Source organism: Bacillus sp. FSL L8-0358, assembly GCF_038593095.1.
Lineage (GTDB): Bacteria > Bacillota > Bacilli > Bacillales > Bacillaceae > Bacillus > Bacillus subtilis.
Genome location: NZ_CP151962.1, coordinates 605,854 through 625,000, shown reverse-complemented (window position 1 = coordinate 625,000; position 19,147 = coordinate 605,854). Strand labels below are relative to the sequence as shown.

Here is a 19,147-nt window from a genome sequence, read left to right as displayed (position 1 = left end):
GTTCCTCCACATCTCTACGCATTTCACCGCTACACGTGGAATTCCACTCTCCTCTTCTGCACTCAAGTTCCCCAGTTTCCAATGACCCTCCCCGGTTGAGCCGGGGGCTTTCACATCAGACTTAAGAAACCGCCTGCGAGCCCTTTACGCCCAATAATTCCGGACAACGCTTGCCACCTACGTATTACCGCGGCTGCTGGCACGTAGTTAGCCGTGGCTTTCTGGTTAGGTACCGTCAAGGTGCCGCCCTATTCGAACGGCACTTGTTCTTCCCTAACAACAGAGCTTTACGATCCGAAAACCTTCATCACTCACGCGGCGTTGCTCCGTCAGACTTTCGTCCATTGCGGAAGATTCCCTACTGCTGCCTCCCGTAGGAGTCTGGGCCGTGTCTCAGTCCCAGTGTGGCCGATCACCCTCTCAGGTCGGCTACGCATCGTTGCCTTGGTGAGCCGTTACCTCACCAACTAGCTAATGCGCCGCGGGTCCATCTGTAAGTGGTAGCCGAAGCCACCTTTTATGTTTGAACCATGCGGTTCAAACAACCATCCGGTATTAGCCCCGGTTTCCCGGAGTTATCCCAGTCTTACAGGCAGGTTACCCACGTGTTACTCACCCGTCCGCCGCTAACATCAGGGAGCAAGCTCCCATCTGTCCGCTCGACTTGCATGTATTAGGCACGCCGCCAGCGTTCGTCCTGAGCCAGGATCAAACTCTCCGATAAATGGATCACAGGTTAAGTTCACCGCATCCTGCGGCGACACCCGTGTGACCTGCGTCGTGCAGGCCCTAGTTTGACTGACTACGCACATCGCTGTGCGATTTATAAAAATGAATTAACAGGTACGTTTTGTCTTGTTTAGTTTTCAAAGATCATTCAATAATGGAGCGGGTGATGAGAATCGAACTCACGACATCAGCTTGGAAGGCTGAGGTTTTACCACTAAACTACACCCGCGTAGCATCTTATATTGGCGCGCCCGAGAGGAGTCGAACCCCTAACCTTTTGATCCGTAGTCAAACGCTCTATCCAATTGAGCTACGGGCGCTTATTAAGCGACTTAACTATCATACTATCATTTGATGTTGAAGTCAAGAAGTTTTTTAAAAATGTTTTTCGAATGTTTTTCGAATGTTTTTCAATTCGACTTTTCTTATTATACACATTTTTAAAATCTTGTAAACACTTTAGAAAAACTTTTTTGTTTTTCTGTTTTGTTTCACGCTGTTCATCAGCGACGTTTAATAATATACCATGCCTGTTTTATTTGGTCAACACTTTTCCTGTATTTTTTTATTTTCTTCTTTCACGCCTTCCCATGCTTATCATGTATATATTTTATCTCACCTTACAAATAATATAAGAAAATCTCTTAAGAAGAAATGAGGCGTGTTATGTATTACTACAAAGAGGAACTGATTAATATCATTAAACCGGACAAGCCAGACCCGGCAGCTGCTAAGGTCCTGCAGGAGATATTAGGCGGTCATTACGGAGAAATGCGTACAATGATGCAGTTTTTTTTCCAAAGCTCTAATTTCAGAGGAAAGCAGAAACAGTACCGCGATCTGCTTCGCGGCATTTTTTTAGAGGAGATTGCCCACGTTGAACTGGTTCAAAACACAATCAATGCTTTATTAGATGAATCAGGCGGTGAAGGTGTCGGCAGTCAAGGTACAGATCAAGCGCCACTTGATGAAGCGGTTAAACATGCTAATCCTCATCATTATATTATTGGAGCGCAAAGTTCCCTTCCTGTTGATGCAGGGGGCAATCCGTGGAACGGGTCGTGGGTGTATAACCACGGAAACTTAATTACTGACCTGCTGGATAACCTGCTTCTTGAGTCGACAGGTGTGCTGCAAAAAACAAGAATTTATGAAATGAGCTCTAATCAGACGTTCCGCGAAACACTTGCTTTTCTGATTGTACGCGACAATGCTCACCAGAATGCATTCGCGAAAGCGCTCGAGACATTGGGCGTTGAATGGGCGAAGCTGCTCCCTGTGCCGAATTATGACATTAATAAATATCCTGAGTGCAGAAAGTATGTCGAATTAGGCTACCATAATGCACAGTTTAACTTTAGGTTGGATGAAACGAGAATCGGTGAAATCTATCAAGGGAAATCTCCAAGCCGAAATGGCGGAGAGTTACAAGTAATAGATCCTCCGGCAGGGTTTCCCGTACCAGTGCTTCCTGAAATACCGAATGAACACAGTCCTGGGTTAGGCGATATGAATGCTTAATCCAAAGGTGCTCAAGAAACTTCTTGAGCACCTTCTTAATTATGACAAACAGATTCATTCAACGATTGGCGTTAAAGAATCACCATTCCATATTTCTCCCTTGTTGAGTGTCCAGCTGTCATGATATAAAACTGAAGCACCCTTGTTTACTGCTGGGCTCCATTCATCATTCCATGCCAGAAAGTAAATGGTTTTAGGATATCTTTGTTTTATTGCATTGATAAATAGGCTGTAATCAAAGCTGCCGTTTGCTGTTTGCGGGCCGACTTCTGTAAAAGCAAATGGTTTATTAAGCGCTGTTAGCTGATCGTATCCATTGATCGAGTAGGCATCTTGAAAATACGCATCTAATCCGACAATATCCACGTAAGACGCGCCCGGGTAAAAATCAGTTTTAAAATCTCGGTTGGCGTCGGGAGAGTAAACCCAAATCAAATGATCAAGTCCTCTTGTGTCGGTCATATAATGATAGATTTTCTTGTAGAGCTGTTTATATAGAGAGATTCTTTCATTATCCTTTTGGTTATATGATGTAAGTCCCCACCAAAACCATTCACCGTTCATTTCATGCAGCGGCCTGAACAAAACAGGCACACCTTGGTTCTCCAGCTCTTGAAGTCCGTCAGCAATTTTGCTGAGCATGGCATTCAGCCGCTTCCCTTCTGCTGTTGAAGAATCTAGTATTTTTTTATACTGATCGTTTGTAATCGGTGTTTTAAAATGCCCTGACTGAAAAGCAGGATTCGCCAGGTGCATGCTGATTTGCGGGATTCCACCATTTTTCCAATACGATATTAAATCGCTGTTGCAGCTTACATCTATTGAATCTTCAATATTTGCTGTTTCAAGCCATCCTCTGGCATAATCGCAGCCGTAAATAGCAGGCGATTGCCCGGTGGCGCTTCGGATTCTATCAGCCTCAGCCATAGAAAATGTGTCATGACTGTAACCTCCGAACGCTCCGGAAAGGACTCTGTTTTCCGTTCGGTTCGGCAGGTGCGCAAGCCAGTTCATCACTGCTTTTGTTGTCTGCTGTGCATTAGGATTCACAGGCGACACAGTATGCGCTTCAATTGGTTTTGCTAAAACAGCAGACGCAAGTAAAAATAAAATGAGCAAAGAGATCGTATGTTTCTTAAACAAATGCAACTCCCCCATTCATTAAGGATGAGATATCATGAATTCACATGTTCCTTCTATTGAAAACTCGCCAAAATGCGCAGGCAAGACAAAGTGTGAGCCTGCATTGCATTCATACTGAATACCATTATTTATGATTCGTCCTGATCCGCTCAGAATACTCCCCAGCAAATAGGTTTGATGTGAAGGAAAAGCAGCTCGGCCGCTAATCTTCCATTTGTACACTGAGAAATAATCTGATTGCACATAAACAATGATCTCAGCGTTACCAACTTCTTTTACTTCCGGTGTATGCACTTTATCGATATACGGTATCGTTATAACTTCCATGGCTTTTTCTATATGAAGTGTTCTTTTTTGGCCCTGGTCATTACAGCGGTCATAATCGTATACGCGATACGTTGTATCAGAGTTTTGCTGGATTTCAAGGACAAGGGTTCCCTCACATAAAGCATGGAGTGTACCGCTTGGCACATAAAAGAAATCTCCGGGCTTGATTTTGATTCGCCTCAGCAGACCGTTCCAATCACCGCTTTCTATTCGTTGTTTGAACTCTTCCTTTGTGCTTGCATGATGTCCCAAAATTAGTTCGGCGTCATCTTTGCAATCAATGATATACCAGCACTCCGTTTTACCAAGGTCGCCATTTTCGTGCAGTTTTGCATAATCATCATCAGGATGGACTTGCACGGAGAGATCCATATTGGCGTCCAGCAGCTTTACCAGCAGCGGAAACACCTTCCTATCTGGAAAACCGAAAATCTCTGGATGATCTTGCCATACTTGATCTAGTGTCTTTCCTGCCAGCGGGCCATTTTTTACAGCCGACGGGCCATGGGCATGTGCAGAAACGGCCCAGCACTCACCTGTTTTTTGTGAGGGTATTGCGTAGCCAAAAGCGTCACGAAGCTTCGTCCCTCCCCATATTCTTTCTTTAAAGACAGGCTCTAAAAATAAAGGATGTGTCATGATCGCACCTCCCCGGATGCTGCCTCTGCTTGTAAGGCCTGATGCGCCAAAACTAGCGTGCCGATGATTCCGGCGTTACTGCCTAAACGTGGAGGTACAATATAATCACTTATATCATCTGACAATTCAGAAAAATCTAAGTAGCTGTTCATGATTTTCGGTACATATTGATAGATATAAGAAAACACTTGTTTCTGTTGCATGACGCCGCCGCCAAGAATGATTTTTTTAGGTGCAAGGATCAAAATATACTGAACCAGCGCTTGGGCAATATAGTACCCTTCCAGTTCCCAGACTTGGGCTATATCTGATAAATCCGCGGCTTTTTTTCCCCAGCGCGCTTCAATGGCGGGACCGGAAGCCAAGCCTTCAAAGCAATCTTCATGATAAGGGCACTTCCCTTGGTATACGTCATCCGGGTGCCTCCGGATATAAATATGGCCCATCTCTGGGTGTGACAGGCCCTGAAGGAGCCTCCCCTCTACAATAGCCCCCGCTCCGATGCCAGTGCCAATCGTTATATACAGGCAGCTGTCAAGACCCTTCGCTTCACCGAAAAGGAATTCACCCAACGCTGCAGCGTTGACATCCGTACTAAATCCGACTGGGATTTTCATTTCGTTCTTAACGGTTTGCAAAAAGGGGTAGTGTCTCCAGCCCGCTTTCGGCGTGGCCATAATGGTACCGTATGTTTGACTGGTTTTATCGTTATCAACGGGACCAAAGGAGCCAATGCCGATGGCCTGTAATGAAAATTGCCGAAAATATTGAATTACTTTCTCTATCGTTTCTTCCGGCATCTTTGTGGGGAATTCTATTCGGTCAATGATTGTTCCATCTTCTTTACCGACAGCACAAACAATCTTTGTGCCGCCTGCTTCAATACCGCCAAGCATGCAGGTGGCCTCCTTGTTGTCTCCGCAATCAGCGCCGTATGTTTACAGAAGTCACAACAAACTTGTCATGCCGATGACGTGAAAAGGAATATTCAAATGGAATGCCGTTATCTAAGAAGCCCACATGTTCAACTTCAAGAATTGGATCATCCTGTTTACAGCCTAGATGCTGCTGGTCAATATGATCAGATTTGCAGGCTCTGATTTTCCGATGTGAGCCGGCAATTTTGAGCTGCAGCTCGTTTGAGATGTGGTTATAGACCGAACCATGAAGGACATCATCATTAATGCCCGGTATTAAATGAGTCGGCATATATGTTTTTTCCAATACATAGGGTTCACCTTCTACAATTCGCAGCCGAACGACATAATAAACCGGTGTTTTCTGATCAATAGACAAATGGGCGGCCACTTCCTCAGTGGGAAATTGCACTTCAAACTGAATGACCTTGCTTTGGATTTTTTTATCTTTCAGCAAGTTGGTCAATCCGAGAATCTCATTGCTGACTACATGGACATGGTCATCCTGTATTGCAGATTGAATAATAAACGTGCCATGGCCTCGTTTTCTAAACAGCAGACCCTCGGCAACTAAATTATCCAAGGCTCTCTTCATCGTCATGCGGCTTGAGTTAAATTCTTTTGCAAGAGATACTTCATCAGGAATGGGCTGATCGATCGGATATACGTTATTTTTAATTCTATTTCTCATTTCATTTGCAATAATTTCGTATTTATTCATTGGTATCCTCCGGCAGCTGTTAGAGTCTGATATCACATAAGCTTTTACGGATATCATAAGTTCTTTTCCCTATTTCATCAATGTTGCGGATTTTCGTCATCTCTATTCGTTATGATGATTGCCGGAAGATCTTGACCTTTAGGAAAATCTAGAAACCGCTATGCTCAGCAACCTTTTTGAACCATTTTCCGCTCTTTTTGACGGTTCTTTCTCCGTCTTTCTCAAGATTAACTGATACAAACCCATATCGGTTTTTATAGGCATTTGTCCAAGACCAGTTGTCCATGAACGTCCATAAGTGATAGCCTTTTACGTTCGAGCCTTCCTGTATGGCGCGGTGAATCCATTTGAGGTGCTCTTTTATAAATTCAATCCGGTAATCATCTTGAATGATGCCTTGTTCATCCCTGAAGCGCTCTTCACCTTCAACCCCCATACCGTTTTCAGAAATAAAACACTCGATGTTGCCGTAGTTTTCTTTTAAATTAATCAAAATATCATAAACGCCTTTTTCATAGATCTCCCAGCCGCGATGCGGATTCATTTTGCGGCCCGGCATGACGTAGGGATCAAAATATCTGTCCGGTAAAAAAGGAGCGTCGGGATTCGGAAGATGTTCTTTCGCTTTCACACGTCTCGGCTGATAATAATTCACTCCCAACAGGTCAACCGTGTTCTTTTTGATGATGTCAAGATCTTCAGCGTTGTAATCAGGCATAAAGCCTTCATGCTTCAAAATGTCAACCAGCTCTTTGGGATATTCGCCTTTAACAGATGGGTCTAAAAAAGATCTGTTAAAAAACGCGTCTGCGATTTCCCCGGCTTTCACATCCGCCGGATGGCTGCTTCTCGGGTATGAAGGGGTCAAATTTAAGATGATGCCGATTTTCCCGTCCTGCTTCATCTCCCTGTAAGCCTGAATAGCGCGGGCACTTGATAGCATCGTATGAAATCCAACCTGGACGGCCTCTTTAAAGTCGACCTTGTTTGGATAATGAAAATCATATAGGTATCCGCCTTCTACGGGAACGATTGGTTCATTATGCGTAAACCATTTTTTCACCCGGCCGCCAAACAAACGGAAGCAAGTTCTTGCATAGTTTTCATACGCGTCAACTGTCTCTCTGTTTACCCAGCCGCCGATTTTTTGAAGCGCCATCGGCATATCGAAATGAAACAAATTGACAAAAGGTTCAATTCCGTTAGCGATCAACTCATCAATGACATTGTTATAGAAATCTGCGGCTTTATCGTTGATCTCGCCCGTTCCGTTTGGTATTAAACGTGACCAGGAAATCGACATCCGGAACGAGTTGTGGCCAAGCTCCTTCATCAGCCTGATATCTTCTTTATAGTTGTCGTAAAATTGAGATGTGTCTGCGGGTCCGACATGATCAAAAAAACGATGCGGTTCTTTTTCAAACCAATAATCCCATATATTCTGGCCTTTTCCGTCTCTGTCGGCGGCACCCTCCGTTTGTGTTGCTGAAGCGGATGATCCCCACCAAAAATCCTTTGGAAAACGATATTGTTCTGTTTGTGCCAAGTCTCTCTCCCCTTATGTCACATTTTTATGCTGTTATCATTTTGCTGAGCAGCTGTCTCCTGCACAGCCTGTTCTTTTTCTTTTGCCAGATTTAATTTATCCATTGCTTTTAGGAACGGAAACCAGATCACGAAGACAATCAGCAGATTGATAAGCTGCATCACGCCCCCCATGATTGAGTTCGTCGCCATGATGCCATTAATGAACAATGGAACCGTCCACGGCACTGTCACACCAGTCGGAGGCGGAACGAGCCCGGCTGACATGGCCAAATAGGTGACGAGCGTAACAACCATCGGTGCCAGCACCCAAGGCACAATAATGATCGGATTCATGACTATCGGAAGCCCGAAGATAATCGGTTCGTTTACGTTAAAAATACCGGGGGCGAGGCCAAGTTTTGATACTTGCTTCATCTGCCTGCTTTTCATGAATATGAGAATGGTAAACACAATCGCAAGCGTCATCCCGGTTCCGCCCATCCCTACTGTATAAATCTCCATAAACGGTTTTGAAATAATATGAGGGATTTCTTTTCCCGCCGTGTAAGCAGAAAGGTTTTCTACCTGCAATGTATTCCAAATCGGATCCATCACGGAGTTGATAATGATCTGTCCATGCAGTCCGAAAAACCAAAGAATTTGAATGAAAAACACGGCAATCAGCGTTGGGATGATACCGCTTCCAAGTCCGACAAGCGGAGCCTGTATCGCGTGATAAATGACGTCGTGCATATTTGTTTTAAAAAACAGAGTCACCATTACGTTAATCAGCAAAAATACAGTCAATGTGATAAAAGCCGGAATAAGTGCGGCGAATGATTTTGCTACAGCAGGCGGAACGCCGGCTGGCATTTTGATTGTCAGGTTTTTTTGAACAATTCTTCTGTAAATTTCACCAGAAAGAAATGCCGTAATCATCCCAAGAAACATCCCTTTTGCACCGAGACGGTCGACCGGGATAACCCCTGTAATGGCATCTCCTGTTTCCGGCTGAACGATAAATGGCGTTAAGAGCAAAAAGGAAACCAAAGCAATCGCTCCGCCAAATACAGCTTCGACCTGATAGCTTTTTGACAGGTAATAGCCTATCCCGAACACAACAAAGACAGACATAATGCCCATAGTCGCCGTGGAGGCAATGCCGAAATGAGACTGAAACGATGTAAGCGTTGAGGCGTTCATGATTTTGTTTAGAAACGGCAAATTCGTTAACACGACAAAAATGGACCCGAATATCGTAAGCGGGAAAGCCAGCATAAATGCATCACGCAGCACTTGCAAATAACGGTTATTGTTTAACCTCCCTGCAATTGGAACAAGGAATTGGCTGATTTTCTCGAACACCCTATCCACCCCGATTATTTATAGATTCTTTGTTTTAAAAATATCAAGCATCTCTTTCACTAATTCTTTCATGGATAATGTTGACATCAGGTGATCCTCCGCATGCATGAGCAGCAATGAGAAAGCTTGTGCTTCTCCGCCGGATTCCTTCTGTATCATTTGAAAGTGAATGTCATGGGCCGCGGATAAATCCTGCTCAGCCTTGGTAATGAGGGCATCCGCCTCATCCTTGTTCCCTTCTTTGTAGGCGCGCAGTGATTGTATGATGCAGCTGCGGGCATTGCCGCTGTGCAAGATAAGCTGAAAACTGATTTGTTCATCTGTTAAATTCGTGATTTTCACCTGTTCCATTATTGATTCTCCATTAAGGACAATGCCTGCTCATACGCTTTTTTCCCATCTGCCATTCCGTAAGCCATCATGTCAATGACTTCAACCCGAATGTTGTATTGATCCGCCTCTTTTTGGAGTTCGCTTTTCAGAAAGCTCATTTGCGGACCGATCAAAACGGCATCCGCTTTTCTCATGTCTTCTTTTGCTTTATCCTGGCCAACAGCCCAAATCTCCGCATCCTCACCGATAGACTGTGCGTATTCCTTCATTTTTGTCACCAATAAACTGGTAGACATTCCTGAACTGCACGCGAGTAATATTTTTTTCAACTGCTATCCCCCCTTGTGATTAAAACGCTTACATGAATTATTATAGTCATTTATTTTTAAATGTCTATACTTTTATAAAATAAATATAATCATATACTTGTCCGGTTCATCATTTTGTAAATTTTTCTATGGAAGATTCATTCATAATGTGGTACACTCATCAACGGAAACGAATCAATTAAATAGCTATTATCACTTGTATAACCTCAATAATATGGTTTGAGGGTGTCTACCAGGAACCGTAAAATCCTGATTACAAAATTTGTTTATGACATTTTTTGTAATCAGGATTTTTTTTATTTATCAAAACATTTAAGTAAAGGAGTTTGTTATGAATTTCAAAGTTTTCCTGCTTGCAGCTTCTACGATTGCAGTCGGATTGGTTGAGTTAATTGTGGGGGGAATTCTTCCTCAGATCGCAAATGATTTAGACATTTCCATTGTTTCAGCCGGACAGTTGATCAGTGTGTTTGCGCTGGGATATGCAGTGTCTGGGCCGCTGCTTTTGGCATTGACTGCGAAGATTGAGCGGAAGCGCTTATATCTAATTGCTTTATTTGTTTTCTTCCTTAGCAATCTTGTCGCCTATTTCAGCCCTAATTTCGCAACACTGATGGTATCTAGGGTATTGGCAGCAATGAGTACAGGGCTGATTGTTGTGCTTTCTTTAACAATTGCCCCGAAAATTGTAGCGCCTGAATACAGAGCCCGCGCAATCGGAATTATTTTTATGGGTTTCAGCTCTGCTATCGCATTAGGCGTGCCGCTCGGAATCTTAATCAGCGATTCCTTCGGGTGGCGGATTTTGTTCCTTGGCATTGGCCTGTTGGCACTGATCTCCATGCTGATTATTTCAATCTTCTTTGAAAGAATACCGGCGGAGAAAATGATTCCTTTCCGGGAACAACTCAAGACGATCGGTAATCTGAAAATCGCGAGTTCACACCTCGTCACGATGTTTACATTAGCTGGCCACTACACGCTTTACGCTTACTTTGCGCCGTTTTTAGAAGAGACTCTTCACCTGAGCTCTTTCTGGGTCAGCATTTGTTATTTCCTTTTCGGGATATCTGCTGTATGCGGAGGCCCTTTCGGAGGAGCGCTATCTGACCGGCTTGGTTCCTTTAAGAGCATTTTGCTGGTGACCGGTTCCTTTGCCATCATTATGTTCTTACTGCCGCTGTCTACATCGTCTATGATTTTCTTTTTGCCTGTCATGGTGATTTGGGGTCTTCTGAGCTGGAGCCTCGCCCCGGCTCAGCAAAGCTATTTAATTGAAATTGCACCTGATTCGTCTGACATTCAGCAAAGCTTTAACACATCGGCCCTCCAAGTCGGAATTGCCCTTGGCTCAGCCATTGGCGGTGTTGTTTTGGATCAGACGGGTACTGTGGTGTCAACAGCATGGTGTGGCGGGTCAATTGTGATCATCGCTGTCCTGTTTGCTTTCATTTCTTTAACAAGACCTGTTCAGACAGCAAAAAAATCCTCCTTGTAAAAGGAGGATTTTTTATTATTTAGCTGAAAGCTCATCTTCTGTGACCCATTTGTGGTTTTTCACTTTTTCGCCGCTCGTTGTCGATGTATAGTCAACCATGTATACAGTTGTTTTTTCTGCAGAGTCGATCTCAGCTGTTGCTCCTTTCATGCCTTTCATATGAGAAGCTTCTAAAATCACCTGATCTCCGGGTTGTAACGTTTTATCTCCGGCATCTTTGATTTCTTCTTGGATCACCCATTTATGATGATCCACACGCTGTCCCCCATTAGTCGGAGTATAAGAAACAACATACGCCGTTGTATCATAGGCGCCTGTTACCGTAGCTTCAGCACCTTTCATGCCTTTCATATGGGAAGTATTGATGATTGCCTGGCTGCCTACTTTGTATTTCGGATTTTTAGATTCCTGTAATCCCTCTGGAACGTCAGCTGATCCGGAATGGTCCATCTTTTCATGTGATGAGGAGTCTGAATGATTGTCATGTGTGCTTTCTTTCGTACTGTTGTTATTGCCGCATGCTGATAAAACAAAAACAAGAGATAACATCAGAATTCCCAGTGCATTTTTAGAGATTTTCATGTTCATTCTCCTTTGCTTCATTTTTTTCCTGTAACTTTTGCCCGCAGACAATGAAAACATGCCCTCTCGATAATACTATACCCCCGAACGGTATGTAAATACGCTGATATTCTCATAAAGCGTTCCCGCAGTTTGTCCTATTCCCCTTTGTTTGCAAAGCCAAACATGAAAAAAGGCCGCTGTCAGACGGCATTTACTGATTTAAGACTTTTATATACACACCTTTTTTTGCTTTTTGATAAGCGGTCTCACCCATTTTCCTCACCTTTTCAGAAGCATCTGAGGATTTGATCCATTCGTCATCAAAAAAAATGGATGGATCGATTAGGCGCATTTTCTTCTTTTGATGGAAATCGTACTGGATGTCATCTTCTATTACTTGTATGCCGGGATGAATAGATGTAAGCAAGCTCAGAACTTCTTCATTTTTTGATGCACGCAGGATGTTCAGTACCTCTTGGTCCGTTTTCAGCAGATCCTCTGCGGATATGACATCATGCCGCAGCGCTGCCTTCAATGCTCGCGCTAAATATTCATATCCATATACATTCACAGGATTCAAAAAGAAATCAATCACTTCCTTGTAGTACACACTGACAAACCATTCGGCGGCTTCAATACTATCAGGAAACATCCTTCCGTTTCTCACAATAAGATGATCCAAAAAGGTTTGCGCTTCGTGCAGGTTAATGTGTCCATATCGGTACATATCACGCAGCGTATAGTCTGTCCGATCAGCACACAGCTCCGGTGCGGGCTGTTCGAGCAATGTCCACCTTGAATCGTCAGCTAAAAGTTCTTCAGTATGATAGCCGTGTTTTTGTAAAATGTCCGGGATTTCAGAGTGAACAATGACTTGTTGAAAGATGTTTTCATGATAGTCTTCTGCTTGATTTTCAAAGACAACGTCGACCACATGAGAAAAAGCTGTGTGTGATACGTCGTGGAGCAGACCCGCAATCTGTTCTTCTATCGTTCCTCCGAGCTTTTTGATGAGGAGCATTACGCCGATGGAGTGCTCATACCTGGTCACATTCCACCTTCGATTGACTAAAAAGCTTGCTCCGCCTTGATAGATCCCTTTTAATCTTTGCACAGGAGCGCTTTTGATAAGCTCTTTCAGTACTCCATCTATATGGTGGTGCCCGTAAATAACATCGCTGATTTCCATGCCGTCACCTCAATATCTATTTTTTTTGTTATATATTGTTTATATTGATAGTACATATGCAATCTTTCAATAGAGGAGTGTTATGATGATCATCATCCCAAACGATGAGATAGCGAAACATATGTTGTCCGATTTTTTTGCCAAGCAATGGGGTACACCCGAGATGGCGATTTCCAGCGGCATTTTTCGGTGTGATGAATTAGATGGATTTGCCGCAGTAAATGAAAGCGGCGAAATCATTGGCTGTATTACATACTTGATAGATGGGAAAGATTGTGAAATTATTTCATTAGATAGTATGATTGAAAATAAAGGAATCGGCACAGCTTTACTTCAGCAGGTTGAAGAGACGGTTAAATATGCACATTGTCAACGAATAAAGCTTATCACAACGAATGATAATGTACATGCGATGGCGTTTTATCAAAAGAGAGGCTATCAATTCGCCGCAGTGTTTCCGAACGCAGTTGAAAAAGCGCGCCGACTCAAGCCGGAGATTCCCGAGGTGGCTGAAAACGGCATTTTGATTCGGGATGAAATTCTATTTTCGAAGGTAATTGATTAAACGAATAGGAGTCTTTTATGTCCAGTCATTATAAATACCCTCTCATTTTCACGGCATTCCTATTAATCGCTTTCTGCTTGATCTTTTTTTCCTATCACCTGATTCATCATGTTCGTTTGGAGTATCCGAATTGGCAGGGAGAAAGCAAAGACCAGAATTGGGAAGCTGTTTTCAAAAAAAATGAAGATGCACCAAATGAATACAGCGGCGAACTTTATTGGATCGGTGAACCACATGAAACAGACAACACTTATTTGGAATCACTGATTGTAAAAAAGGATGATGAAGTTCTGCTGAGTTCTGACACGGAAATCCCGATGCATGATTATTCTGGAGGCACTTTTTCTGATGGAAGCGCAAAAGAAAAGTCCGTTTCTTTTTTAGAGCGGTTAGATGAACATGAGCTTGAAGGCCATGATATTACGATTGAAGTGAAATGGAAACAAGGTAATCATTATTCTGCGAGCCAGCTTACGCTCAATGAAAAGACCTTGTTTGAAGAAAAGCAGCAATAGATGATCAAAACGAAAAATAGACAAATGAAAAGGTGTAACATATTTTATACAGCTCATATGTTATGCCTTTTCCTTCATTTTCGCCAAAAAGTGGAGCAGTCTGCCTTATCCCGAATATTAAACTCAATCATTTTCTCAAGTAGCGTGTAATCAACTGGACCGTTCCAAGGGATACGTATTAGCTGCTCGGTGTAATCATATCCGGCCTTCACAAAATCATCCTCTACGTGCGCTATCGTTACTTTTTCAGGAGCGACAGCTAAATGCTTTTTAGAAACACTAAAGCCAATAATAAATGTACCGTGATCCGTAAACATCGGCTGGTTCCATTTTATTTCTGTATGTAAATTTGGATATTTATCTTTGATCCAAGTCAACACCTCTTCCGTTCTTTCTCGGTGGAACGGGTCATCAATCCCCGCTAAATACTCAGAAAAAACGTCCATGTTGTTCCCTCCTAAAATAAAATGATGCCACTCCATATGAACTGCTCAGACATGTACTTACACAATACCTCTTTCCAACATAATACTTAAAATTGTTCAAGATGTAAGCGGGTTGCTTCTATGCGACTATAGCAGATTTCAGTCCGCCTATCCACGGCCAGTATCTATTCCTCCCATTTATTTTTTTAGTACTATCACTCTTTCCTTTCCTTTGATAGCAGTTCATTATTCTTGTAAATCCAATCTTTAAAATCGATTAATACTAGCTTAACAGTTTAAAAATATAATTGGGTTGTCATTGAGATTCATCTATATTTAGGAGGTTATCCAGTTGAAAAAATTCCCGAAGAAATTACTGCCTATCGCGGTTTTATCATCAATTGCGTTCAGCAGCTTAGCCAGCGGCAGTGTGCCTGAAGCCAGCGCCCAGGAAAAGAAAAAGGGGAACCACGACGAAATTAAGAATGTTATTGTTCTGATTGGTGATGGTATGGGTGTGTCTTATACGTCTGCTTATCGATACTTAAAGGATAATAAAAAGACAAAAGTTGTGGAGCCTACGGCTTTTGATCAGTATCTTGTCGGCCAGCAAACAACTTACCCCGATGATCCTGAACAAAATGTAACGGATTCTGCAGCGGCGGCAACGGCTATGTCTGCGGGAATTAAAACATACAATAATGCCATAGCGGTGGATAACGACGGATCAGAAGCCAAAACGGTGCTTGAAGCTGCGAAAGAAAAAGGAAAAGCAACAGGACTTGTGGCCACTTCAGAAATTACACACGCCACTCCGGCCTCTTTCGGTTCACACGACCACAGCCGAAAAAATATGAACTCAATTGCGAATGATTATTTTGATGAGATGGTCAACGGCAAGCACAAAATTGATGTCCTTTTAGGCGGGGGAAAAAGCAATTTTGACCGTAAGGACCGTAATTTGATTAAGGAATTCAAAAAAGCGGGGTACAGCTATGTGGATAACCGCAAGGACATGCTGAAAAACAAAGACAGCCAAGTTCTCGGCCTATTCGCTGACGGCGGCCTGCCTAAAAAGATTGACCGTACGAAGGATATTCCATCACTTAAAGATATGACAAACACAGCCATTAAAAAATTAAACAAGGATAAAGACGGATTCTTCCTCATGGTGGAAGGCAGCCAAATTGACTGGGCGGGCCATGACAATGATATCGTCGGCGCCATGAGCGAGATGGAAGACTTCGAACAAGCTTATAAGGCGGCTATTGATTTCGCTAAAAAAGACAAGCACACATTGGTTGTCGCAACGGCTGACCACTCAACCGGCGGATATTCCATCGGTGCGGACGGCATCTACAACTGGTTCAGTGAACCCATTAAAGCCGCAAAACACACACCAGACTTTATGGCAGAAAAGATCGCTGACGGCGCGGATGTTGAAAAAATATTAAAAACGTATATTGATCAAAAGAAATTAGCTTTAACTGAATCAGAAATTCAATCTGTTGAAAAAGCCGCAAAAACGAAAGAAGTGCTTGAAATCGATAATGCGATCGAGGAAATATTCAATAAACGCTCCCACACCGGCTGGACGACAGGCGGACATACTGGTGAAGATGTTCCGGTCTATGCGTACGGACCGTCTAGCGAGGAATTTGCAGGCCAAATTGATAATACTGAAATTGCCAAAAATGTCTTCAACGCTTTACAATACAACATTAAGATTAAAGATAAGTAAAAGAATACAAGGTGTCCCGTTGCTTGTATGAAGTAACGGGCTCTCTTATTAATGGGGGAATCATCATGAGAGGAATTCTTTCGATCTTCGTTTTTATCGTCGTGCTCGCGGGCTGCTCATCGAACACCAATACAGAAAAACAAAGTGCTGGCGGAGAGCAAGCGGTAAAAGCTACACCGCAAAGCACATCATCTCAAAAAGACAGCATAGATGACTACCAGCCTAATTCCCAAGTAACCGATGACCGGTCATTGCTGAAGGTGGGCCAAACGTTTTCTGATGACAAGGGAAAAGCTGCTTTAAAGGATATCAAGCAAGTGAATCAAACATATAAGATTAGCGACGTGGAGTTAACAGTAAAAGAAATGAAGCTGATCCACTTGCGCCCAGACTACAGCATGATTGATTACTTTCATGTGTTAACACACGATGAAGAGTTTGATTTTGTTAAGGTCTTTGTTGACATCAAGAACACATCTTCAAAGAAAGTAAATGTTGCGCCGATTGCCTTGATGAAAACAAATACAGGGGAAACTTTTGATTGGAACAAAGATATTTATCTTGAAGAGTTAAATGGCGAATTGGAAGGCGGAGCCGAAAAGTCCGGAAATCTCGGTTTTATTGTAAACGCATCAAGCGGCCATGCTCATGATGAACAATCAGCTGATAAGAAGAAAAAAGAGATCAAGTGGATTGAAATTACAACAAGTGACGTTTTTGACCAAAACCATAAGAAGATCAGTAATTCTAAAAAGATCAAAATTGAATTTTAACGATTGCCTTCCAACATGGAAGGTTTTTTTATCGGTGAAGTTAAACAGATACGATCTTATTTTTTTGGGCGAAAATAGAATAATTCATCTGTTCATCAAGCCCTAACTTTGGAGCTGTTCTTATCGATGCTAAATTGTTAACTTCACTATCCTATCTTGGTGATGGCATATCCAAAACGTTTAGTTGAGCTGTTTGTAGTCATTTCTTCGTCAATTCTTTTTATAGTGCAATCTTTAGATGCTGTAAACCCTGTTTAAGCGATTAAAAGAAAAGGTATATCTTCTCATTTCTACAATACCGATTTTTAGTGTTTTACGCACCCTATCCCAGTTATCACTTGAAGGAAATAAAGTAAATCGAACTTCTTTTTCTTTGCTATAGTGATAAAAGTCTATCAGTGAGTTATGAAATTCAGTATTTTTTTCTTCTCCCCATACAAAATAAATACCTGAGATAAAAAGGACTTGGATCGTTTGTATGATTAACATAAACAAGATCAAAAAAAAGCACTGTTGAAGTATTAAGTACTAGTAAAATCAATAGAGTACTTTTTGTTTGTTCATGACACAGTGCTAATTGTTAGTCTAATTTTTTAATTACAATTGAAGCGTTTACGTTAGTTTGTGTCCCTCCTGCCAAAGTCTGCAGAGTCACTGCGGCAGCGGACGTATGATTTCGAAGAGTTAGAACATCGCCAGCTGCTATGGCTATTATAGCCTGACCATTGTTTTGCTGAGTACCTGCACCCGAACCGTAGACTGTATTCGTAATCGGCGCACCATTTAAAAATAGTGTGAATTGGTTAGGTTCTACTCCCGAAACAGAAAAAGTGACCTCATAGTCTCCCGGAGTGGTAATTGCAATTTGAGAAGTTCCGGGAGCATGTGTAATTCCTGGGGTGGTTATCCCTGTTGAATCAAAAATGACATCAGCCTCTATAGCTACCGTTTGAGCGCTTAAGTTATATATATACCCGTATTCGGATAACCCAGCTGCTCCTGTGCCGGTTGCTCCTGTGGCCCCTGTCGCTCCAGTGGCTCCGGCTGGTCCGGCGTCCCCTGTAGCTCCTGTGGCCCCTGTGCCTCCGGCTGGTCCGGCGTTCCCGGTTGCTCCTGTGGCTCCCGTCGCTCCGGTGGCTCCGGCTGGTCCGACGTCCCCTGTAGCTCCCGTGGCTCCCGTCGCTCCGGTGGCTCCGGCTGGTCCGGCGTCCCCTGTAGCTCCTGTGGCCCCTGTGCCTCCGGCTGGTCCGGCGTTCCCGGTTGCTCCTGTGGCTCCCGTCGCTCCGGTGGCTCCGGCTGGTCCGACGTCCCCTGTAGCTCCCGTGGCTCCCGTCGCTCCCGTGGCTCCGGCTGGTCCGACGTCCCCTGTAGCTCCCGTGGCTCCCGTCGCTCCCGTGGCTCCGGCTGGTCCGGCGTCTCCTGTGGCTCCCGTGACTCCTGTTGCTCCGGTCGCCCCTAGTGGTCCTGTGGCTCCCGTCGCTCCGGTGGCTCCCGTGGCTCCGGCGTCCCCTGTGGCTCCCGTCGCTCCGGTGGCTCCGGCTGGTCCGGCGTCTCCTGTGGCTCCCGTCGCTCCCGTGGCTCCGGCTGGTCCGGCGTCCCCTGTGGCTCCTGTCGCTCCGGCTGGTCCGGCATCCCCTGTGGCCCCCGTGGCCCCCGTGGCCCCCGTAGCTCCTGTCGCTCCCGTGGCTCCCGTGGCTCCGGCTGGTCCGGCGTCCCCTGTGGCTCCTGTCGCTCCGGCTGGTCCGGCATCCCCTGTAGCTCCTGTGGCCCCCGTGGCCCCCGTAGCTCCTGTCGCTCCCGTGGCTCCCGTGGCTCCGGCCAGTCCTGGTGGTCCTGTGGCCCCTGTTGCTCCGGGCAGCCCTGGCAGCCCCGGTGGTCCTTGTGGTCCTTGTGGTCCTGTGGCTCCAATACTGCCTGGAATACCGCGTAATCCGCGTGGTCCCTGCGGCCCTCTTGCTACCCTTACGCAACAGCAGCACATACATGAATGTTTAGGCTCATGATTTTTTTTGGGGCCCACTCTACAACTGGGGCTTGAAGAGTTAGATCCACAGTAAGGGCACCTATGTGACGATTTCCAAGACATAGTTTCTATTCACATCCTTTTATAACTGCACTTTCCATACGCTTATTCATAATATGAAAAATGATTTTGAGTGTGAATTAATCGAAAGTATTCCTTCTGCTGCCGTCTCCCTCTGAAAATGAGCCCTTACATATATCATCCTTTTGCCAAAACCGATGATCCGCAAAATGGCTCCGGTTATCTCCACAATGCCAATAAGACTCTATCAGTAAAAAGAGTGAGACCGTTTTCATCTCACTC

At 44.1% G+C, this 19,147-nt stretch carries 18 protein-coding genes, 2 tRNA genes, 1 rRNA gene and 1 riboswitch (1 of these 22 cut by a window edge); of the genes, 6 read left to right on the top strand and 15 right to left on the bottom strand.

Features of this window, described 5'->3' with window-relative positions:
• From NYE49_RS03275 to NYE49_RS03265, 3 genes are all read right to left on the bottom strand, one after another.
• A 16S ribosomal RNA gene (locus NYE49_RS03275) occupies positions 1 to 724 on the bottom strand (it extends 826 nt beyond the left edge of the window).
• 160 nt (positions 725 to 884) lie between these two features.
• Positions 885 to 958: transfer RNA gene (locus NYE49_RS03270), tRNA-Gly, on the bottom strand.
• A gap of 14 nt (positions 959 to 972) precedes the next feature.
• Positions 973 to 1,049: transfer RNA gene (locus tag NYE49_RS03265), tRNA-Arg, on the bottom strand.
• 346 nt (positions 1,050 to 1,395) lie between these two features.
• Between NYE49_RS03265 and NYE49_RS03260 the strand changes: the two genes are divergently transcribed.
• Positions 1,396 to 2,250, top strand: coding sequence for a manganese catalase family protein (locus NYE49_RS03260; RefSeq protein ID WP_042976998.1), 855 nt, complete (start codon positions 1,396 to 1,398; stop codon positions 2,248 to 2,250).
• Positions 2,251 to 2,304: 54 nt separating this feature from the next.
• On the opposite strand, the gene gmuG is transcribed toward NYE49_RS03260, so the two are convergent.
• The 8 genes from gmuG to NYE49_RS03220 form a co-directional block, all read right to left on the bottom strand.
• Positions 2,305 to 3,393 (bottom strand): mannan endo-1,4-beta-mannosidase, encoded by a 1,089-nt coding sequence (gene gmuG / locus NYE49_RS03255; protein WP_047182177.1) that lies wholly within the window; start codon positions 3,391 to 3,393, stop codon positions 2,305 to 2,307.
• A gap of 18 nt (positions 3,394 to 3,411) precedes the next feature.
• Complete coding sequence (gene manA / locus NYE49_RS03250; protein WP_047182176.1) at positions 3,412 to 4,359, bottom strand: mannose-6-phosphate isomerase, class I; 948 nt, start codon at positions 4,357 to 4,359, stop codon at positions 3,412 to 3,414.
• Complete coding sequence (gene gmuE / locus NYE49_RS03245) at positions 4,356 to 5,255, bottom strand: fructokinase GmuE (protein WP_047182175.1); 900 nt, start codon at positions 5,253 to 5,255, stop codon at positions 4,356 to 4,358. Before gmuE ends, manA begins: the two co-directional genes overlap by 4 nt.
• A 28-nt stretch (positions 5,256 to 5,283) precedes the next feature.
• The gene (gmuR, locus tag NYE49_RS03240; RefSeq protein WP_015382914.1) at positions 5,284 to 5,997 is read right to left on the bottom strand and encodes a transcriptional regulator GmuR; all 714 of its coding nucleotides are present in this window, start codon (positions 5,995 to 5,997) and stop codon (positions 5,284 to 5,286) included.
• Positions 5,998 to 6,145: 148 nt separating this feature from the next.
• Positions 6,146 to 7,543, bottom strand: coding sequence for a 6-phospho-beta-glucosidase GmuD (gmuD, locus tag NYE49_RS03235; RefSeq protein WP_047182174.1), 1,398 nt, complete (start codon positions 7,541 to 7,543; stop codon positions 6,146 to 6,148).
• Positions 7,544 to 7,560: 17 nt separating this feature from the next.
• Positions 7,561 to 8,889: a PTS cellobiose transporter subunit IIC gene (gene celB / locus NYE49_RS03230; protein ID WP_047182173.1), complete on the bottom strand. Its 1,329-nt coding sequence runs from the start codon at positions 8,887 to 8,889 to the stop codon at positions 7,561 to 7,563.
• An 18-nt stretch (positions 8,890 to 8,907) separates the two neighbouring features.
• Positions 8,908 to 9,240, bottom strand: a complete 333-nt coding sequence (locus NYE49_RS03225) for a PTS lactose/cellobiose transporter subunit IIA (RefSeq protein WP_015382911.1) — start codon at positions 9,238 to 9,240, stop codon at positions 8,908 to 8,910.
• Complete coding sequence (locus tag NYE49_RS03220; RefSeq protein WP_047182172.1) at positions 9,240 to 9,551, bottom strand: PTS sugar transporter subunit IIB; 312 nt, start codon at positions 9,549 to 9,551, stop codon at positions 9,240 to 9,242. The genes NYE49_RS03225 and NYE49_RS03220 overlap by 1 nt, the downstream gene beginning before the upstream one ends.
• A gap of 176 nt (positions 9,552 to 9,727) precedes the next feature.
• Positions 9,728 to 9,827: riboswitch (purine riboswitch) on the top strand.
• A gap of 55 nt (positions 9,828 to 9,882) precedes the next feature.
• Here NYE49_RS03220 and pbuE point away from each other — a divergent pair.
• On the top strand, positions 9,883 to 11,049 hold the full coding sequence (pbuE, locus tag NYE49_RS03215; RefSeq protein WP_003234105.1) for a purine transporter PbuE: 1,167 nt from the start codon (positions 9,883 to 9,885) through the stop codon (positions 11,047 to 11,049).
• A 15-nt stretch (positions 11,050 to 11,064) separates the two neighbouring features.
• Here pbuE and NYE49_RS03210 read toward each other — a convergent pair whose 3' ends face one another.
• Together NYE49_RS03210 and NYE49_RS03205 are read right to left on the bottom strand one after the other, a co-directional pair.
• Complete coding sequence (locus tag NYE49_RS03210; RefSeq protein ID WP_080344259.1) at positions 11,065 to 11,682, bottom strand: YdhK family protein; 618 nt, start codon at positions 11,680 to 11,682, stop codon at positions 11,065 to 11,067.
• Positions 11,683 to 11,824: 142 nt separating this feature from the next.
• Positions 11,825 to 12,802 (bottom strand): HD domain-containing protein, encoded by a 978-nt coding sequence (locus tag NYE49_RS03205; RefSeq protein ID WP_047182170.1) that lies wholly within the window; start codon positions 12,800 to 12,802, stop codon positions 11,825 to 11,827.
• 82 nt (positions 12,803 to 12,884) lie between these two features.
• On the opposite strand from NYE49_RS03205, the gene NYE49_RS03200 reads away from it, so the two are divergent.
• Together NYE49_RS03200 and NYE49_RS03195 are read left to right on the top strand one after the other, a co-directional pair.
• The gene (locus NYE49_RS03200) at positions 12,885 to 13,367 is read left to right on the top strand and encodes a GNAT family N-acetyltransferase (RefSeq protein ID WP_080344161.1); all 483 of its coding nucleotides are present in this window, start codon (positions 12,885 to 12,887) and stop codon (positions 13,365 to 13,367) included.
• Between the two features lie 17 nt (positions 13,368 to 13,384).
• Positions 13,385 to 13,882, top strand: coding sequence for a YdhH/YoaO family protein (locus tag NYE49_RS03195; protein ID WP_015382906.1), 498 nt, complete (start codon positions 13,385 to 13,387; stop codon positions 13,880 to 13,882).
• Between the two features lie 74 nt (positions 13,883 to 13,956).
• Here NYE49_RS03195 and fra read toward each other — a convergent pair whose 3' ends face one another.
• On the bottom strand, positions 13,957 to 14,328 hold the full coding sequence (gene fra, locus NYE49_RS03190; protein WP_174616608.1) for an iron chaperone frataxin: 372 nt from the start codon (positions 14,326 to 14,328) through the stop codon (positions 13,957 to 13,959).
• Positions 14,329 to 14,659: 331 nt separating this feature from the next.
• Here fra and phoB point away from each other — a divergent pair, with 331 nt between their 5' ends.
• Complete coding sequence (gene phoB, locus NYE49_RS03185) at positions 14,660 to 16,048, top strand: alkaline phosphatase PhoB (RefSeq protein WP_342410918.1); 1,389 nt, start codon at positions 14,660 to 14,662, stop codon at positions 16,046 to 16,048.
• Positions 16,049 to 16,113: 65 nt separating this feature from the next.
• Entirely contained in the window at positions 16,114 to 16,821 is a 708-nt protein-coding gene (locus tag NYE49_RS03180) for a DUF4352 domain-containing protein (RefSeq protein ID WP_336155195.1), read from the top strand.
• 580 nt (positions 16,822 to 17,401) lie between these two features.
• Here the strand turns inward: NYE49_RS03180 and NYE49_RS03175 are convergent.
• Positions 17,402 to 18,802: a collagen-like protein gene (locus tag NYE49_RS03175; protein ID WP_339247213.1), complete on the bottom strand. Its 1,401-nt coding sequence runs from the start codon at positions 18,800 to 18,802 to the stop codon at positions 17,402 to 17,404.
• Between the last annotated feature and the right edge of the window lie 345 nt (positions 18,803 to 19,147).